Source organism: Thiohalorhabdus sp. (assembly GCF_046545655.1).
Lineage (GTDB): Bacteria > Pseudomonadota > Gammaproteobacteria > Thiohalorhabdales > Thiohalorhabdaceae > Thiohalorhabdus.
In genome coordinates, this window is record NZ_JBKGZG010000004.1 from 51,062 (window position 1) to 67,425 (window position 16,364).

Below are 16,364 nucleotides of genomic sequence, written 5' to 3' on the forward strand. Positions count from 1 at the left end.
TTTTAGGTAGGAGTCCGATTATACCCGATCCGGGGATCATTGGACTTATATAAACGAATTAATTCGATTTCCTTTCGGTTAATTTCGTTTGTATCAAAGGACTCAAATAATATCTCTTTCTTTATGGTAAATTCGCGACGCTCCTCCCTGGTGAAATCCTGAGCTATTATATCGCTGTTTGCGCTACCAAAATAGTTTATGCTGTCTGTAAGGTCTTTACCGATGTAAATTTTGCCATTCGGGTAGGTTATTTTGTAGACAACTTTTAACGTTTTGGACGAAGTCAAGCCGTTTCAACCCTTGAGTCTTACTCCGCCGCCGCCTTCGGCCAGCCCACCCAGGCGTTCTGGGGCAGGTCGCGGCGGGCCTCCAGGATGGCGCGGAAGGTGTCCGGATCCTTGGTGGAGGTGAGCTCGCCGTCGCGGGGGTGGTGGTAGTCCCAGAGTCGGGACAGCCAGAAGCGCAGGGCGGCGCCGCGCAGCATCACCGGCCACAGGGCCTCCTCCACGCTGGTCAGGGGCCGCTCGGCGTGGTAGTTCTTCAGCAGCGCCCGGGTGCGGTAGGGGTTGAGAGTGCCGTCGGGGTGGATGCACCAGTCGTTGGCGACGATGGCCAGGTCAAAGGCCAGCACGTCGCTGCAGGCGTAGTAGAAGTCGATGACCCCGGTGAGCTCGTTGCCCTCGAACAGGGCGTTGTCGTGGAACAGGTCGGCGTGGATCACCCCGCGCGGTAGGTCCACCCGCCGGTTGTGGTACTGGTAGGTGAGCTCGTCCTGCAGCAGCCGCCACTCGTCCGGAGTCAGGTCCCCCTCCAGCGCCGCCGCCGTCTCCTGCCACCAGCCAGGTCCGCGCGGATTGTCCCGGCTGTCGGGGAAGCGCTGGCCGGCCCTGTGCATGCGCCCGAGCACCCGCCCCACCTCCGCGCAGTGCTCCACGCCGGGATAGTAAATGGTCCGGCCTGGCAGCTTGGTGACGATGGCGGCGGTCTTGCCCGCCAAACGCCGCAGGAAGCTGCCCTCGTCGTCGGGCACCGGCCGGGGCACGGGCAGGCCGTCGTTGGCGAGGAAGGCCATCAGGTTGAGGAAGAAGGGCAGGTCCTGCTCCGGCACCCGCTCGAACAGGGTGAGGATGTACTCCCCCCGGTCGGTGGTGAGGAAGTAGTTGGTGTTCTCCACGCCCTGGGAGATGCCCTGCAGGTCGCGGGCCTCGCCGATCTGGCGGAAGTGGGCGAGGAACTCGTCCAGCTGTTCGGGGGTGACGGAGGTATAAACCGACATCGACGTCTACGCGGGCCTCACCATTCGAAGATGGTCCATTGGGGTACGGTGATGTCCGGGCCGAGCTCGGAGAAGCGGTCGTCCCACTCGCCGTCGCCGTTGCGGTCGTACAGGTAGTAGGACGGCCCGATGGCGGGCTCCACCCGGATCATGTAGACCCGATCCTGGGCCTCGTACGCGGTGATGGTCGTCTCCCCGCGCTGGATGACGCGGACCTCGGGCTCCTCCTGGCCCGGGGCGATGCGCTGCTCGGGAGGCAGGTCCTCGATCTCCTCCTCGGAGTCCTGGGCCGCTGCGGGCAGCGCCAGCGCCAGTGCCAGGAGCGTGAGTAACCGTCGTGGGGAGTGCATGGCTCGGCCCTCCGGTGCCGGACGCGGGCCCACCCGTGGGCGGCGGTTGCCGGCATGTTACCAGGGAATTGGAGCCCGGGCGGCGGGGGGTTCAGAATTCCCGCGCCTCGCCCCCGGGCAGCTCGCCGCCGTGCTCCCGGCGGTAGAAGTCCAGGATCTCGCGGACCACCTCCTCGGGGTCGTCGCACACCATGAACAGCTCCAGGTCCTCGGCGCTGATGGTGCCGAAGCCCAACAGGGTCTCCCGGAACCAGTCGATGAGCCCCTCCCAGAAAGGCGAGCCCACCAGAATGGTGGGGAAGCGCCGGCTCTTGCCGGTCTGCTGCAGGGTCAGCGCCTCCACCAGCTCGTCCAGGGTGCCGAAGCCACCCGGCAGGACCACGTAGGCCGTGGCGTACTTGACGAACATGACCTTGCGGGCGAAGAAGTGGCGGAAGAACAGCTCCCGGGTCTGGTACGGGTTGGCGGTCTGCTCCCGGGGCAGGTCGATATTGAGCCCCACGCTCTCCGCGCCGCCCTCCGCCCCGCCGCGGTTGGCGGCCTCCATGATCCCCGGACCGCCGCCGCTGATGATGGCGAAGCCGGCGGTGGCCAGGCGCCGGGCGATCTCCCGGGTGGTCTCGTAGTAGGGGTGGCCCGGCTCGATCCGCGCCGAGCCGAAGATGCTCACGGCCGGCTCGATGTCCGCCAGGTTCTCGAAGCCGTGGCTGAACTCGGCCAGGATCTCGTCGTTCCAGGCCCCGTTGGTGCTCGTAGTCCCCGGCTTGAGGAACTCCTGGGCCTCGGGGGCGGATCGGTCACCCTTCCTGTCCATGGTACCCTTTTCGCCTTATCACCACAGCCGGTTGCAGCCCGGCCGGTGGCCGTCAAAGAGGGAGAGCATACCGCCTATGACGAAGGACGGGCAAAAAACCGACGGGGACGCCGGCCCGGTCTTCCTGGTGGACGGCAGCTCCTACATCTTCCGGGCCTACCATGCCCTGCCCAACCTTACCAACGCCAGGGGCCTGGCCACCGGGGCGGCCTTCGGCTTCGCCCAGATGGTCCTCAAGCTGCTGGAGGACTACGGCCCCGCCGAGCTGGGGGTGGTCTTCGACCCCAAGGGTCCCACCTTCCGCTCGGAGATCTATCCCGAATACAAGGCCCACCGCCCCCCCATGCCCGAGGACCTGGCCGAGCAGCTCCCCTACATCCACCGGCTGGTGGAGGCCTTCGGCCTGCCCATGCTGGTGGAGGAGGGCGTGGAGGCGGACGACGTCATCGGCACCCTGGCCGCCCAGGCGGAATCCCTCGGCTGCGAGGTGATGATCGTCACCGGCGACAAGGACATGGCCCAGCTGGTGGACGGCCACACCCGCCTGTTGGACACCATGAAGAACCGCCTGATCGACGAGGAAGCCGTCCGGGAACGGTGGGGCGTGCCGCCGTCGGCCATCGCCGACCTGTTGGCCCTGGTGGGCGACAAGGTGGACAACATCCCCGGCGTGCCGGGGATCGGCGAGAAGACCGCCGCCAAGCTGCTGCAGACCTACGGCAGTGTGGAGAACCTTCTCGACCACCTCCACGAGCTCAAGGGCAAGCAGCGCGAGCGCCTGGAGGAGCACGCCGAGCAGCTGCGGCTCAGCAAGGACCTCACCACCATCCGGCGCGAGCTGGAGCTGGACCGCACCCTGGACGATCTGCGCCGCCAGGCCGAGGACCTTCCCGCCCTCCAGGAGCTGTTCCGCGAGCTGGAGTTCCACAGCCTGGCCCGGGAGCTGGGCGAGCTGGAGGGGGAGGCGCAGGCCCCCGCCTACGAGGCGGTCACCGACGCGGAGCAGCTCGCCGCCCTCGGCGAGCGCCTGGCGGAGGCCGAGCGCTTCGCCTTCGACACCGAGACCACCAGCCTGTCGGCGGAACGCGCCGACCTGGTGGGCCTGTCCTTCGCCGTGGAGGCGGGCACCGGCTACTACGTGCCGGTGGGCCACACCGGCGAGGGCGCCGAACGGCAGCTGCCCGCCGGGCGGGTGCGTGAGGCCCTGGAGCCGGTCCTGGGCGGCGAGCAGCCCAAGGTGGGCCACAACCTCAAGTACGATCTCTCGGTGCTGCAGCGGGCGGGCTATGGGGTGGCCGGCCCCTTCCACGACACCATGCTCATGAGCTACGTGCTCAACCCCACCCGCCACAACCACAGCCTGGACAACCTGGCCGCCGAGCGCCTGGGCCGCACCACCACCAGCTACACGGAGGTGGCGGGCAAGGGCGCCAAGCAGGTGACCTTCGATCGGGTGCCGGTGGACGAGGCGGTGGACTACGCCGGCGAGGACGCCGAGGTGACCCTGGCCCTGTACGAGTCCCTGGCCCCCGAGCTGGAGGGGGAGCCGCGCCTCTGGGCCATTTACGAGGAGCTGGAGCTGCCGCTCATGCCGGTGCTGGCCAGGATGGAGCGCACCGGCGTGCGCCTGGACCTGGAGCTGCTGGGGCGGCTGTCCGAGGAGATGGCCGGGGAGATGGAGCGCGCCGAGGAGCAGGCCTACGCCATCGCCGGCCGCGAGTTCAACCTGGGCTCCCCCAAGCAGATCCAGGCCATCCTGTTCGACGAGCTGGAGCTTCCGGTGCTCAAGCGCACCCCCAAGGGCGCCCCCTCCACCAACGAGGAGGTGCTCTCCCAGCTCGCCGAGGACTACCCCCTGCCGGCGCGGATCTTGGAGTACCGGGGGCTTTCCAAGCTCAAGTCCACCTACACCGACGCCCTGCCCAAGCTCATCAATCCCGAGACGGGGCGGGTACACACCAGCTACCACCAGGCCAACACCGCCACCGGGCGGCTGTCCTCCGCCGAGCCCAACCTGCAGAACATCCCGGTGCGCACCGAGCAGGGCCGGCGCATCCGCAAGGCCTTCATCCCGGAAGAGGGCTGGACCATGGTGGCGGCGGACTACTCCCAGATCGAGCTGCGCCTCATGGCCCACCTCTCCGGCGACGCCCGCCTGCGCGAGGCCTTCGCCCGCGGCGAGGACGTCCACGCCGCCACCGCCGCCGAGGTGTTCGGGGCGGCCAATGCCGAGGCGGTGCAGCCCGCCCAGCGCCGGGCGGCCAAGGCCATCAACTTCGGCCTCATCTACGGCATGTCCGCCTGGGGACTGGCCCGCCAGCTGGAGATCCCCCAGGAGGACGCCCAGGCCTACATCGACGCCTACTTCGAGCGCTACCCGGGGGTGCGCGCCTACATGGAGGCCACCCGGGAGCGGGCCCGCGAGCAGGGCTTTGTCGAGACCCTGCGCGGCCGGCGCCTCTACCTGCCCGACATCCACGCCCGCAATCCGGGCGTGCGGGCCGCCGCCGAGCGCACCGCCATCAACGCCCCGCTGCAGGGCACGGCCGCCGACATCATCAAGCAGGCCATGATCGCGGTGGACCGCTGGCTGGAGGGGGAGGGCATGGCCACGCGCATGCTCATGCAGGTGCACGACGAGCTGGTGTTCGAGGCGCCCCCCGAGGAGCTGGCGGCCCTGCAGCAGGCCCTGCCCGGCCTCATGACCGGCGGCAACGACGAGCTGGAGGTGCCCCTGGAGGTGGAGATCGGCACCGGGGCCAACTGGGAAGAGGCCCACTAGCGGCCCGGAAGGCCGCCCCCAAGCCTCAGCGGGGAACCTCCCGGGGCAAAGGCGGGCCCCGGCGCCCGGATCCCCTCCCGTGGGAGCCCGCTTCAGCGGGCGACGGCCACACCGGGTTCCAAACCCGATCCCAACTCCCGCCCTGAAGCGGGCTCCGCCCCGGATCCGTCCATGCCCACGAGCTCCTACCCCCACGCCATCGGCTTCGACGACGTGCCCTTCGACCGGGCCGGCCCCGGCCCGGTGGGGGTGGTAGGAGCGGTATTCGCCCGCGAGCGTCTGGACGGCGTGGTGAGCGGTCACGTCCAGCGGGACGGCACCGACGCCACCGCCGTCCTGATCCGCCTGGTGGCTACCTCGCGCTTCTTCCCCCAGCTGCGGATCGTGTTCCTGCAGGGCGTGACCCTGGCCGGGTTCAACGTGGTGGACCCCGTGCTCCTGCACCAGGCCCTCGGCCTGCCGGTGCTGGTGGTGGCCCGCCGCGAGCCGGACCGGGAACGGATCCGCCGCGCCCTGCTGGAGCGTGTCCCGGCGGGGGCCCGCAAGTGGGCCGTCCTGGAGCGGCTGGGGCCCATGGAGCCGCTGGGGGGCGTCCACGTCCAGCGGGCGGGCCTGACCCGGACCCAGGCGGAGGCGGCGCTGCGCCAATGGGCCCGGCACGGCAAGCTCCCCGAGCCCCTGCGCGTGGCCCACCTCATCGCCGGCGGAGTGGGGGAGGGGCACAGCCGCGGCCGGGCCTAGGCTCCGTCCATCCCCTTGGTGTCCCAGGTTTCCCCGGCGGGGGCAAAAGGGGCAGGGTGGAAAGAGATCCACCCCAACCGGGTCATTCGCCCATGTCCCAAGACCCCCAGAGCCTGGAGGAGCTGCTCGATCAGATCGGCGAAGCCGCTTCCGAGCAAGGCCAAGTCTCCATGGATGCCATCCTGGAGTCCGTTGGGCGCCGTTCCTTCGGGCCCATTCTGCTGTTGGCGGGCATCATCACCCTCGCGCCCATCGTCGGCGATCTCCCCGGCATGCCCACCATCATGGGCATCCTGGTGCTACTGACCGCCGGGCAGCTTCTGTTCCAGCGGGAGTATTTCTGGCTGCCGTCCTGGATGCTCAACCGGGCCGTGGGGCAGGACGGCCTGCGCAAGGCCCTGGACTGGATGCGGCCCCCGGCGCGCTTTCTGGACCGCTGGACCCGGCCGCGGCTGCGCATGTTCGCCCAGGGCACGGGGTTCTACGCCATCGCCGCGGTGTGCGTCCTCATCGCCTTCGGCATGCCGGTTATGGAGGTGGTCCCTTTCAGCGCCAACGGGGCGGGGGCGGCCCTGCTCGCCTTCGGGCTCTCCCTCATTGCCCGGGACGGGCTGCTGGCCCTGGTGGCCTTTGTCGTTACCGGGCTGACGGCGGGCGCGGTGGCCTACACCCTCCTCTAGATCCGTGGGCTCACGGCGGCGGATTCCGTACACTTGGGGCCTTCGCCGACTGGCGAACGGACCGGAACCATCCAGCCAACGTCGGGAGGCCCCGCCATGTCCCTCGCACGCGCCGAACAAAGTGTCCTTGCCATCGTGGACATCCAGGAGAAGCTCGCCCCGGCCATGAGCCCCGCCGCCCGGCGGGAGGTGCTGGCGGGCGTGGAGGTGCTGCTGCGGGCCGCCGAGGAGCTGGAGGTCCCGGTCCTGGCCACCGAGCAGTACCCCAAGGGGCTGGGGCACACCCTTCCGGATGTGAGCGACCACCTTCCCCGGAGCGCTCAGGTGGTCCCCAAGGACAGCTTTTCCTGCTGCGGCGCGTCGGACTTCACCGCCGCGCTGGAGGCCGCCGGCCGGCCCCAGGTGGTGATCGTCGGCATGGAAGCCCACGTCTGCGTGCTGCAGACCGCCCTGGAGCTCCGGGAGGCCGGGTACGCGCCCTTCGTGGTGGAGGACGCGGTCTGCTCGCGGCGGGACGACCACAAGGCCAACGCCCTGCATCGCCTGCGGGCCAATGGCGTGCAGGTGGCCAACGTGGAGTCCGTGCTGTTCGAGTGGCTGCAGCAGGCGGGCACCGACAGCTTCCGCCGGCTGGCCCGCCTGATCCGCTAGGCGACTCCCGCGTCCCGGGCGGGGAATCTCCCGCCCGTCACCCCTGAGGCCGGAACCCCGCCCCGGCCCCTATGCCTGTCCCCTTATCCCAGCGCTCGCCCCGGCGGCTCGCGGTCGCCCCTTCGTACGGTAAAGACCGCATACAGCACCACGTTTCCCCCATTTTCGGAAGGAAGGGTCGATTCGGTACAAATGTTCCGGATCGGTGAAAGGCCGGGTGGGCGAGCCCGGAAGCGTACCGGTCCACCCGGAGGCGGAGTAGGGGGATCCTTGAGCGGCAGGAACCCCGGGCGCATCGGGGGGCCATATCCCATAAGGACGGCGGGTCGCCGCAACGACGTAGGTCGGGGGCTACCCCGGGACCTGAAGCGCAGAATAGATTCACGAAACAAATGGGACAGAGATGGGTAACTTCAGCGAACTGGAATGGAAGGCTATCCTGAATGCGGCGGAAAGCTCCCTGAAGGAGCAGAAGTTCCTGATCGAGCAAGAATATGGGCTGCCCGGCGAGGCGGAGGAGGCGGGACCCCGCCAGTGGGAAACGGCCCGCCAGCGTTTTCGGGGCGCCCATTCCCGCCTGGCCCAGCTGGCCGAGCAGGGCCATCCCCACCACCGCCACCACCTGCGCCGCGTGGTGGAGCGCCTGCGGGAGAACGCCGAGGATCTCGAGGGCCGGCGCCGGGTAGGCCAGCGGGAGCCGCGGGGGGACGTGGGCGCCTCCTCCCGCATGAAGACTTCCTGACTACCCCCTGCCACCGGGGCCATAGGGCCCTCGGTCCTTCCCGATTCCTGCCCCGGTGCCCTGCACCGCCTCATCCGGTGGGTGTCGGAAACGCCAGATCGCTCCTGTACTGCAAAAAAGGCCACCCCGCCAGAGGGACGGCTTAGAGCCGGCCGCTGCGCTTGATGGCCAGGTACTGGTTGACCACCGCGCTGGGCAGCTGGTCGGGCGTGGCTTCCAAGGGGAGGGCGCCGCCGTGGCGGAGCCGCTCCTGGACCCCTTCCCGACGCCCCAGGAGGTCCACCGCGGCGGCGTAACGCAGGGACTGTTCCACCGTGGTGACGGGTTCGGCCACCAGCCGGTCCAGCATGGCTTCCCGCAGGTTCGCCACCATCACCAGATGCCGGGGGCTGGCCATGCGAACGGCGCGGACCAGGTCGTCGCCGTCCTCGTCCCGAATATTGGTCAAAACCACCAGCAGGGCGCGCTTGCGCTGCCTGTCCAGGAGCCCCTGGACGGCGGCCGTGAAATCGGCCCCGTGGCCGGTGGGCTCCAGGTCGTAGAGTTGGTTGAGAAGGCGGTTGAGGGTGGCCGTCCCCTTGCGGGGAGCGAGCCAGCGTCGCGGCCCGCCGAAGGTGTGCAGGCCCACGGCGTCGCCCTGGCGCAGGGCCACGTGGGCCAGGAGCAGCAGGGCGTTGAGGCTCTGGTCGAAGTGGCTGTGGCCGTCCTCCTCCGTGCGCATGCGGTGGCCGCAGTCGAGCAGGAACACCACCTCCTGGTCCCGCTCGTCCTGGTAATCCCGGGCGATGGGTTTGCCGTGCCGGGCGGTGGCCTTCCAGTCGATGCGGCGGATGCTGTCGCCCTCGCGGTAGTCGCGGAGCTGATGGAATTCCAGGCCCGAGCCCCGCTGCTGGCGCTGGCGGATGCCGAGCTGGGAGAGCTGGTTGTCCAGGGCCAGCAGATTGTATTTGACGGTTTCGGCGTAGTCCGGGTAGACGCGCCGTTGCTGGTCCTGCGGCAAACGGGCGTAGCGCCGCCACAGGCGCAGGGGGGAGCGGACGCAGATCTCCACCGGTCCGAACCGGGCCTCCCCGCGCCGGGTGGGCCGCAGGCGGTAGCGGACCCGGGCCGAGGCCCCGGGCTCCAGGCGCAGGGGGGCGGGCTGGCCCGTGACCTCGGCCGTGGCGGGGTGGTGGTCGTACACGGCCAGGCGGTAGGCTCGTTTTCCCGGGTTGCGGAGGGTCAATCCCACGGTGGCCCAGGCCCCCTGGGCGAGGTTGGCGGGCGGCCGCCGCTCCACCTCCAGGTCCAGCGGGCGGCGGGCGGCCAGCCAGTCGGTCCCCAGGAGCCCGGCCAGGAGGAGCCCGCCGCCCCGCCAGGCCTCCGCCAGGGCCGGCCACAGCGCCCCGCCCAGACCCAGGGCGAGCCAGCCGGTCAACAGGAGGAGGGTCGGCCGCGCCGGTCTCATGGCCGCGGGGCTTCCACCTGCTCCAGGATCTGGTCGAGGACGTCGTCGCTGGCCAGGCCCTCGATCTCCAGCTCCGCCCCGAGCTGCAGGCGGTGGCGCAGGACGGGCTTGGCGATGGCCTTCACGTCGTCGGGGACGATGAAGTCCCGGCCCTGGAGCAGGGCGTGCGCCCGGGCCGTGCGGACCAGGGCGATGCCCCCGCGGGGCCCGGCGCCGGTGTGGACGCCCGGCCAGTCCCGGGTGGCGCGGGCGAGGCGCACGGCGTAGTCCACCACCTGGCCGTCCGCCTCCAGGCCGGCGGCCGCTTGCTGGAGGTCCAGGACTTCGGCGGCGGAGACCCCGGGCGTCACCGCCTCCACGTTCAGCTGCTCGCCCGTCTGGCCCCGGGTCACCCGGTCTACGATGTCCGCCTCTTCCTCGGCGGAGGGGTAGTCGATGCGGACCTTGAGCAGGAAGCGATCCAGCTGGGCCTCGGGCAGGGGGTAGGTGCCCTCCTGCTCCACCGGGTTCTGGGTGGCCAGGACCATGAAGGGGGGGTCCAGGGGAAGGGCCCGGTCCTCCAGCGTCACCTGACGCTCCTGCATCACCTCCAGCAGGGCGGACTGGGTCTTGGCCGGGGCCCGGTTGATCTCGTCGGCCAGCAGGAAGTTGGTGAACACCGGCCCCTTGCGGATGCGGAACCGTCCCGAGGCGGCGTCGTAGAGGGTGTGGCCGGTGACGTCGCTGGGCATGAGGTCGGGGGTGAACTGGACGCGGGCGTAGCCGCCGTTCACCGCCCGGGCCAGGGCCCGGGCCAGGAGGGTCTTGCCCAGCCCGGGGACCCCTTCGATGAGGACGTGGCCCCCCGCCACCAGGGCGGCGAGGGTCTCGGTGACCACCCGCTCCTGGCCGACGAAGGCCGCGCGCACGGACTCCAGGAGGCGCCGCGCGTGCTCGGCCCCGGCGGGTGCTTCGGGCGGTTGGGGGCGGAGGGGTGTCTCGTTGCTCATAGGTGTCGTCCCAGGGTTTGCAGGGTCTGAATCGTCTCCAGGAGCTCCCCGTCGCTGTCCGGAGTGCGGTAGAGGGCCCGCTCCAGGGCGGTTTCCTCCAGGCCCGAATGCTCGGCCAGCCAGGCCAGGCGCCGGGAGCGGTCCCAGTGGCGCCACGGGGCCATGCGCCCCTCCAGCCGGGCGTGCAGGCGTCGGCGGAGGGGCTCCAGGAGACGTTCCGGCTGGCCGTGGCGGTGGTGAAAGGCGCCCAGAGCGTCCAGGTGCTCCACCAGGCTGCGGCGGGGGCCGCTGCCGGGGGCAGCCAGCGGCGGCCCGAAGCGGTTGTACGCCGCCCACAGGGCGAAGAGGAGGAGGGCGGCCCCGGAAAGTACGGCCTCCGGCGCCTTCTCCCAGAGCAGGAGCGGGAGACCGGGCATGTCCACGTGGGCCAGGAACCGGACCCCGGCGGGGTCGGTAAGCGTCATCATGCGCCACAGGAGCAGGGCGTGGTCGCCGGAGCCGATTCGGTCGTTGCGCCAGAAGCCCGTGTCCGAGAGCACGGTGAGGCGGCCTTCGTCCACAGGCCGGGTGAGCAGGTGGGGGCCGCAGAGGGTCGTGACCCGGCCGTCCGCCGCTCCGGCGGCGTCCTCCAGGTAGAACCGGGGCGAGAATCCCACCTCCATGGCCGGGCGGGATCCAGGCAGGGCCGCCAGGGACCCTCCGTCCGACTCCTCCTCGCACACGGACCCGGCGTCCCCATGGCGATGCAGCCGGATGCCGAAGCCATCCAGGAAGGGGTCGCCGCTGGCCTGCTCCTCCGGGTCCCACAGGAGGAACGCCTCGGTGACCAGGTGGCCTCCGGCGCGCAGCCAGGCGGCGAGCTCGTCCCGTTCGGACTTGCCCAGATCCGCCAGGGGGGCGGTGAGGAACAGGACCCGGTCCGGCGGGGGCAGCTCCTCCAGGGTGCCCCGACCCCGGGCGCGCTCGGTGGGGATCCCCCCGGCCTCCAGGAAGCGCTCGGCGGCCAGGAAGGGGTTCTTGCGCGCCTCCAGGGAGACATCGGTGCGCACCTCCTCCTCCACGGGCTTGAAAAACAGGAGGAAGCCCCCCACGACCAGGCCCAGCACGGCCAGGGTCATCCCTCCGAGGGTTAGGCGCTCGCCCCGGGTCACCGGTCGCCCTCCTCAAGCATCGGCCAGCGGCGGCAGAGGTCCTCAACGGTGGTCGGTTCAGGGAGCCGGTGCCCGTAGGCGAAGCGCAGCCAGGCGGCGGTGAGCTCGGTGAAGAGGCCCCCGCCCCTGGGGTCCAGGGCCCCTTCGGCCTGGCGCAGGACCTCTCCCTCCGTGGCCCCGGAGGGGACCTCCACCCGCGCGAGCAGCCGGGCAAGCCCGGCGCGGTAGAGGAGGGCCAGGGCCTCCCCGGGTCGGCCCTCCCCGCACAGTTCCCGCGCCTTGCCGGGCACATCCGCGGGCAGGGAGTCCGGGGTCACCGCCAGGCCGAACAGCACCTCCGGCGCCGGTCCAGGCGGACGGCTCCCCGTCCGGGTCCGATCCACCTGGCGCAGCCAGCCAAGGAGGTTGTAGAGGAGGAAGTACACGGCCACGCCCCCGGCGGCCCACAGGAGCACTTCCCCCAGGGCGGCCAGCTTCCCGCCCAGACCCAGCAGCCATTTGAAAAAATCCGGGATCTCGAAATCGGAATCGGCCTCGAAGTCGAGGTCGAAGTCCAGCTCCCAGCGGGTCTCGGTCTCCATGCGGCCGAAGTCGGGGTGGGCAAGCACCTCCTCGATGCGGGTCTCCGCCTCCTCCGGGCCGGTGGGCGCGGAGGCCCGGGAGCCGGCGGGGTCGGCGGTCGCCTCCACAGGAGTGGCAGGCACTCCCGCCAGGGCCGCAACCAGGGCCAAGAGGACGAGGGCGGCCCGGCCCGCTCCGGCGCCGCCCTCCAGCCGATCCCGCAGGCGCCGGAAGCGGATCTCCAGGTCCCAGCCCTCCAGTTCCACCCGGCGGTTGATGTACAGGCTGAACCCCGAGGCCACGTAGAAGGGGGCCACGGCGGCCGTGGCCACGAAGGCCACCACGTTAATGGTCACCTGTCCGGCGGTGGTGGCGGTGAGGAAGTGGTTCACATCCAGGGCGAGCCGGCTTGGCACCAGGGCCGCGGCGGTCAGCAGCAGGGAGAGGACGAAGAGGGCCTCGAACAGGGCGTAGATCAGCGTCAGCCAGCCCGCCGTGCCTCGGGCGCTGCCCAGCACCGCCAGCCGGCTACCCCGGGCCTCCCCGCGGGCCCCTTCCAGCAGGGCCACGGGCAGGGCGAAGGATCGCCGCGGGCTGAGGCGGCGCCAGCTGAGGTCGCCGAGCAGGCCCGGTCCCGCGATCCGGTGCAGCTCGCGGGCTGTCGAAGCGGCGGTGGGGCGCTCGCCGAACAGGGCACGGCTGAGGAAAAACAGCGGCGCCCGCTCGTAGAGAGGCTTCAGCCACCAGAAGGCGAGCGGGGCCCAGGCCAGGTGGCTCCAGAGCAGGCCGTGCACGACCAGAAAGGCCGGTCCGGCGGTCAACAGCCAGAAGCCCAGCATGGCGGGCCACCAGGTCCGGGCGAAGCGGGTCCCCAGGTCCACCGCCTCCCCGGGCCGCCGCGGGCGGAGCTCCGCCTGGACCCGCTCAAGATCCACGCCGTGCCCTCCCGGCCAGGAGGAAATAGGCCGCCACCAGGGCCCAGAGCGCCCCGGCCACCGCGTACTTCACCTCGTCCGGCACCAGGGTGCTGGAGGACCAGAAGGCCTCCACGAAGGCCGCCAGGAGGAAGAGCACCGCGGCGCCGGCCATGATGGTGGCGCTGGCGGGGGCGACGGCCCGCAGCGCGCCGAGGCGGCCGTACCGCCCCGGCGCGTACAGGGCGCGGGCGAGCTGCAGGCCGGCGGTGCCGCTGAGCACGATGGCGGTGAGCTCGAAGGCCCCGTGCCCTGCCACGAAGGGCCAGAAGGTACCGGCGTAGCCGAGCCCCGTCAGGTGCCCGGCCACGCCCCCCAGGAACAGGCCGTTGAAAACCAGGGTCCCCACCGTCCCCACGCCGAACAGCAGGCCCCCGGCGAAGGTGCGGAAGCCGATGCCGGCGTTGTTGCTGACGTAGACGCCGAACATCTGGAAGTCGGAGGCGGCCTGGCGCTCGGCGCCGCGCCCGACCTTGTCGTTGGCCGGGTCGTACATGGACTCCATCTGGCGCACCTGCTCGCTGCCGGCTAGGGTGTAGATGAGCCGCCCGTCGGCGTAGCTGGCCAAGCCCATGACCAGGCCGGGGAAGAACAGCAGGAAGGCGCCGAGGGCGAACAGGCGGCGCTCGGCGCGGACGGTGCGGGGCAGCTCCACCAGGAAGAACTGCAGCACCCGTCCGCCCCAGCGCCGCCGGGTGCGGTAGAGGTGCTGGTGGCCGCGCAGCACCAGCCGGTGGAGGCGGGCCACCAGGGCCGGGCTGTAGTGGCGGTCCTTGGCCAGGGCCAGGTGGCGGGCGGTGCGGCGGTACAGCTCCGGCAGGTCGCCGACCTCGTCGTCCGCGACCCTGCGATCCAGGGCGTCGAGCCGTTTCTCGAGCGCCTCCCAGTCCTCCCGGTGGTGCCGTTCGAACTGGAGCTGCTTCACGGCTCCGCCTCCGCCAGCCCCTGTCCCCGATACCAGTTGGCGAGCTGGTGCAGGGCCGCCTCCGGCTCCGGCGCCCCGGGAGGGAGAAGGGGGGCGAGTACCGCCGCCAGCTCGGCCCGGCGCTGCGGGGAAAGCTGTCCGCCGCGCTCGGCGAAGGCCAGGACCGCCTGCTGCTCCTCCAGGCTCAGCGGCACCGGCGGGGGCAGGGTGCCCCAGACCCCGGAGACCCCCTCTTCGTGGCGCTCGGTGGCGTACACCACCAGGGTCCCGGCGGCGAGGTCGCCGAGCCGCTGGAAGCGGCCCGTGAGGACCATTACCACCAGCCCCAGGCCGTAGAGCAGGGGCAGGAAGTCCGCCGCCCGCAGCAGGTTGCGCAGCAGGGCCCCGCGCCATTCCAACGGCGCCCCGTTGTCCTGGATGGCGTGGAGCCCCAGGGCCATCTTTCCCGGCGTGGCCCCGCCGTGGAGCAGCTCGAAGTACACCGGGTAGAACCACTCCACGAGGAAGACCACCACCAGGGCCAGCCCCCAGCCGAACTGGCCGAGGAGGCCGAGCACGAAGGACGCCAGGGCGTAGATCCCCAGGCGCAGCAGCTGGTCGATCATCCAGGCGCGGGCCCGGTCCAGGGGCCCGGCCGGGTGCAGGTGGAGGTCCACCCCCTCCGGCGTCTCGGAACGGACGGTGGTGTCGAGCACCTTCCCGATCGCTCCCTACGCCGGGGCGGGCCCGCTGTAGAAGATGTCCCGGTAGGCGGTGTAGCTGGAAAGGATCATGAGGGGGACCACCACCAGCAGACCGAGGAGCAGGGGTAGAGCCCCCAGGAGGAAGAGCGCCGCCAGGGCCAGCCCGTAGACAAACAAGGGCAGGATGTTGCGCAGGCAGGCCATGAAGCTCATGCGCAGGGCGGGCAGCACCTTCACGTCTTCGAGGATGACCAGGGGCGTGGCGAACCAAGTGGCCATGGCGACCGGGAGGAAGACCGCCATGGCGACCAGGATGGTAAGCGGTCCGAACAAGGCGGGATCCGTCGCACCCTGGGCAAGTCCGCTCTCTGCATACATGGCGGGGCCAAAGGTCAGGCCGAGACTGAGCCCGACCGCGAGAAGGGTGCCAAAAAAGTTCACCAGGGCGATTTTCAGCAGTCTCAGGGTGTTCTCGCGGAAGCCCACGAACAGGTCGGGAAAGGCGGCGTCCCCGTCGTTGGCCGTTTGCTCGGCGGCGAAGTACATCCCCGCCATGAATAGGAACATAAAAAAGTTGTTCAGGATGCTGACCACCGGCACCATGGAAAGGCCCATCTGGATGAGCACGACAGTCATCGACAGGAGGACCCAGAGGCCGGGCTGACGCTTGAACAGCCCGAAGCCTTCCCGGATCCACCCCCAGCCGCGCCCGACGGCCACCCCCCGTGGCTCGCGAAGCTCTCCCGACTCCCGGTCGCCGTTCCCGAAGGCAGTCTCCAGCGCCGCCGCCGGCGCCTGATACGGATTCTCGCTCATGGCAATCCCCTTTGTGCTAGGCCGGATCCGACCCCTTACCGCCCGTGGTAGGCCGTTCCCGGCTCACGCCCGTGGTAAGACTACTGTGCCCTTCCCCCGTTTGTCCCAAGCCCACCCCCGGGCACCGCTCAGGCCCCGTTCGCCAATCCGAGGAGGATGTCCACGAGGGCGGCCCCGTAAAGCAGCGGATGGAGCCAGCCCGCGAACGCCAGGGCGTATCCGTTGGGCGGCGCCGGATCGCCATGGCGGTTGGGGCCGTCGGTACCGGGGATGAGCCAAAGGGCCAAGTGGAGGAAGGGAATGAAGGCCAGGAAGGCCATCCACCCGGGGGCACCGAAGTCGTGGGCCCGCTGCACGGCCAAGTTCACCTGGACCATCAGGAGGGGTACGACGACCACCACCCAAAGGGCCAGGAAGAAGACCAAGCCGTTGGGGCCCAGGAACATGCCTTCCAGCGGAGCAACCAGCGCAGGCATGGTGAGCCAGGCCAGGAGCCCCAGGCCAAATCCCAAGGAATAGGCCAAGTAGCGCAGGCGGCCCAGCCGGCCGGCCGCGCTCAAAAGCTCGACCTTCCAGGACTCCCCCTCTCCGCCCGTCCGGAGATCCCCGAGGGGAGCCGCATAGGGATCGGTTTCGCCCGTCACTTTCTTTCCCCTTGGCTGTCCCCCTGCAGGCGGACAGCGATTCAGTCTGTCCCAAGACTGCCAGAAGCTGTTCCGGGATGCACGTAACTCCCCATTGGGTGGGGCTTATTCCCGACAACCCTGGTCCGGAACGGAAGG

At 70.4% G+C, this 16,364-nt stretch carries 17 protein-coding genes; 5 read left to right on the top strand and 12 right to left on the bottom strand.

Annotation, left to right across the window (positions count from 1 at the left end):
- Nucleotides 1–2: 2 nt before the first annotated feature.
- The 4 genes from ACLFRB_RS01930 to ACLFRB_RS01945 all read right to left on the bottom strand — a co-directional run bounded on the left by ACLFRB_RS01930 (nt 3) and on the right by ACLFRB_RS01945 (nt 2,440).
- Nucleotides 3–287 (bottom strand): GIY-YIG nuclease family protein, encoded by a 285-nt coding sequence (locus ACLFRB_RS01930; RefSeq protein WP_411067311.1) that lies wholly within the window; start codon nt 285–287, stop codon nt 3–5.
- 20 nt (nt 288–307) lie between these two features.
- The gene (locus ACLFRB_RS01935; protein WP_411067312.1) at nt 308–1,276 is read right to left on the bottom strand and encodes a homoserine kinase; all 969 of its coding nucleotides are present in this window, start codon (nt 1,274–1,276) and stop codon (nt 308–310) included.
- Between the two features lie 17 nt (nt 1,277–1,293).
- The gene (locus ACLFRB_RS01940) at nt 1,294–1,626 is read right to left on the bottom strand and encodes a DUF2782 domain-containing protein (RefSeq protein ID WP_411067313.1); all 333 of its coding nucleotides are present in this window, start codon (nt 1,624–1,626) and stop codon (nt 1,294–1,296) included.
- Between the two features lie 91 nt (nt 1,627–1,717).
- Nucleotides 1,718–2,440: a TIGR00730 family Rossman fold protein gene (locus tag ACLFRB_RS01945; RefSeq protein WP_411067314.1), complete on the bottom strand. Its 723-nt coding sequence runs from the start codon at nt 2,438–2,440 to the stop codon at nt 1,718–1,720.
- 76 nt (nt 2,441–2,516) lie between these two features.
- On the opposite strand from ACLFRB_RS01945, the gene polA reads away from it, so the two are divergent.
- The 5 genes from polA to ACLFRB_RS01970 all read left to right on the top strand — a co-directional run bounded on the left by polA (nt 2,517) and on the right by ACLFRB_RS01970 (nt 8,036).
- On the top strand, nt 2,517–5,222 hold the full coding sequence (gene polA, locus ACLFRB_RS01950) for a DNA polymerase I (RefSeq protein WP_411067315.1): 2,706 nt from the start codon (nt 2,517–2,519) through the stop codon (nt 5,220–5,222).
- Nucleotides 5,223–5,393: 171 nt separating this feature from the next.
- A complete protein-coding gene (locus tag ACLFRB_RS01955) occupies nt 5,394–5,963 on the top strand; it encodes a DUF99 family protein (protein WP_411067316.1) in 570 nt (189 codons plus the stop codon).
- Nucleotides 5,964–6,055: 92 nt separating this feature from the next.
- Nucleotides 6,056–6,643 (top strand): exopolysaccharide biosynthesis protein, encoded by a 588-nt coding sequence (locus ACLFRB_RS01960; RefSeq protein WP_411067317.1) that lies wholly within the window; start codon nt 6,056–6,058, stop codon nt 6,641–6,643.
- Between the two features lie 96 nt (nt 6,644–6,739).
- A complete protein-coding gene (locus tag ACLFRB_RS01965; protein WP_411067318.1) occupies nt 6,740–7,294 on the top strand; it encodes an isochorismatase family protein in 555 nt (184 codons plus the stop codon).
- A gap of 403 nt (nt 7,295–7,697) precedes the next feature.
- Complete coding sequence (locus ACLFRB_RS01970) at nt 7,698–8,036, top strand: hypothetical protein (RefSeq protein ID WP_411067319.1); 339 nt, start codon at nt 7,698–7,700, stop codon at nt 8,034–8,036.
- A 142-nt stretch (nt 8,037–8,178) separates the two neighbouring features.
- Here ACLFRB_RS01970 and ACLFRB_RS01975 read toward each other — a convergent pair whose 3' ends face one another.
- From ACLFRB_RS01975 to ACLFRB_RS02010, 8 genes are all read right to left on the bottom strand, one after another.
- Nucleotides 8,179–9,483, bottom strand: a complete 1,305-nt coding sequence (locus tag ACLFRB_RS01975) for a DUF58 domain-containing protein (RefSeq protein ID WP_411067320.1) — start codon at nt 9,481–9,483, stop codon at nt 8,179–8,181.
- Nucleotides 9,480–10,472 (bottom strand): AAA family ATPase, encoded by a 993-nt coding sequence (locus ACLFRB_RS01980; RefSeq protein WP_411067321.1) that lies wholly within the window; start codon nt 10,470–10,472, stop codon nt 9,480–9,482. Before ACLFRB_RS01980 ends, ACLFRB_RS01975 begins: the two co-directional genes overlap by 4 nt.
- Nucleotides 10,469–11,623: a DUF4350 domain-containing protein gene (locus tag ACLFRB_RS01985; protein ID WP_411067322.1), complete on the bottom strand. Its 1,155-nt coding sequence runs from the start codon at nt 11,621–11,623 to the stop codon at nt 10,469–10,471. The genes ACLFRB_RS01980 and ACLFRB_RS01985 overlap by 4 nt, the downstream gene beginning before the upstream one ends.
- Entirely contained in the window at nt 11,620–13,119 is a 1,500-nt protein-coding gene (locus ACLFRB_RS01990; RefSeq protein ID WP_411067323.1) for a DUF4129 domain-containing protein, read from the bottom strand. Before ACLFRB_RS01990 ends, ACLFRB_RS01985 begins: the two co-directional genes overlap by 4 nt.
- Nucleotides 13,109–14,083 carry a stage II sporulation protein M gene (locus ACLFRB_RS01995; RefSeq protein WP_411067324.1) on the bottom strand — a complete coding sequence of 325 codons (975 nt, stop codon included), beginning with the start codon at nt 14,081–14,083 and terminating at the stop codon, nt 13,109–13,111. The genes ACLFRB_RS01990 and ACLFRB_RS01995 overlap by 11 nt, the downstream gene beginning before the upstream one ends.
- Nucleotides 14,080–14,778 (bottom strand): RDD family protein, encoded by a 699-nt coding sequence (locus tag ACLFRB_RS02000; RefSeq protein ID WP_411067325.1) that lies wholly within the window; start codon nt 14,776–14,778, stop codon nt 14,080–14,082. The genes ACLFRB_RS01995 and ACLFRB_RS02000 overlap by 4 nt, the downstream gene beginning before the upstream one ends.
- 15 nt (nt 14,779–14,793) lie before the next feature.
- Nucleotides 14,794–15,582, bottom strand: coding sequence for a BPSS1780 family membrane protein (locus ACLFRB_RS02005; RefSeq protein ID WP_411067326.1), 789 nt, complete (start codon nt 15,580–15,582; stop codon nt 14,794–14,796).
- A gap of 128 nt (nt 15,583–15,710) precedes the next feature.
- Complete coding sequence (locus ACLFRB_RS02010) at nt 15,711–16,226, bottom strand: DUF805 domain-containing protein (RefSeq protein WP_411067327.1); 516 nt, start codon at nt 16,224–16,226, stop codon at nt 15,711–15,713.
- Nucleotides 16,227–16,364 lie beyond the last annotated feature (138 nt).

Bases quoted from the DNA above. Each gene is read 5' to 3' on its own strand.
- ACLFRB_RS01935 (WP_411067312.1), bottom strand. From the start codon at position 1,276: ATGTCGGTTTATACCTCCGTCACCCCCGAACAGCTGGACGAGTTCCTC.
- ACLFRB_RS01940 (WP_411067313.1), bottom strand. From the start codon at position 1,626: ATGCACTCCCCACGACGGTTACTCACGCTCCTGGCACTGGCGCTGGCG.
- ACLFRB_RS01945 (WP_411067314.1), bottom strand. From the start codon at position 2,440: ATGGACAGGAAGGGTGACCGATCCGCCCCCGAGGCCCAGGAGTTCCTC.
- polA (WP_411067315.1), top strand. From the start codon at position 2,517: ATGACGAAGGACGGGCAAAAAACCGACGGGGACGCCGGCCCGGTCTTC.
- ACLFRB_RS01955 (WP_411067316.1), top strand. From the start codon at position 5,394: ATGCCCACGAGCTCCTACCCCCACGCCATCGGCTTCGACGACGTGCCC.
- ACLFRB_RS01960 (WP_411067317.1), top strand. From the start codon at position 6,056: ATGTCCCAAGACCCCCAGAGCCTGGAGGAGCTGCTCGATCAGATCGGC.
- ACLFRB_RS01965 (WP_411067318.1), top strand. From the start codon at position 6,740: ATGTCCCTCGCACGCGCCGAACAAAGTGTCCTTGCCATCGTGGACATC.
- ACLFRB_RS01970 (WP_411067319.1), top strand. From the start codon at position 7,698: ATGGGTAACTTCAGCGAACTGGAATGGAAGGCTATCCTGAATGCGGCG.
- ACLFRB_RS01975 (WP_411067320.1), bottom strand. From the start codon at position 9,483: ATGAGACCGGCGCGGCCGACCCTCCTCCTGTTGACCGGCTGGCTCGCC.
- ACLFRB_RS01980 (WP_411067321.1), bottom strand. From the start codon at position 10,472: ATGAGCAACGAGACACCCCTCCGCCCCCAACCGCCCGAAGCACCCGCC.
- ACLFRB_RS02005 (WP_411067326.1), bottom strand. From the start codon at position 15,582: ATGAGCGAGAATCCGTATCAGGCGCCGGCGGCGGCGCTGGAGACTGCC.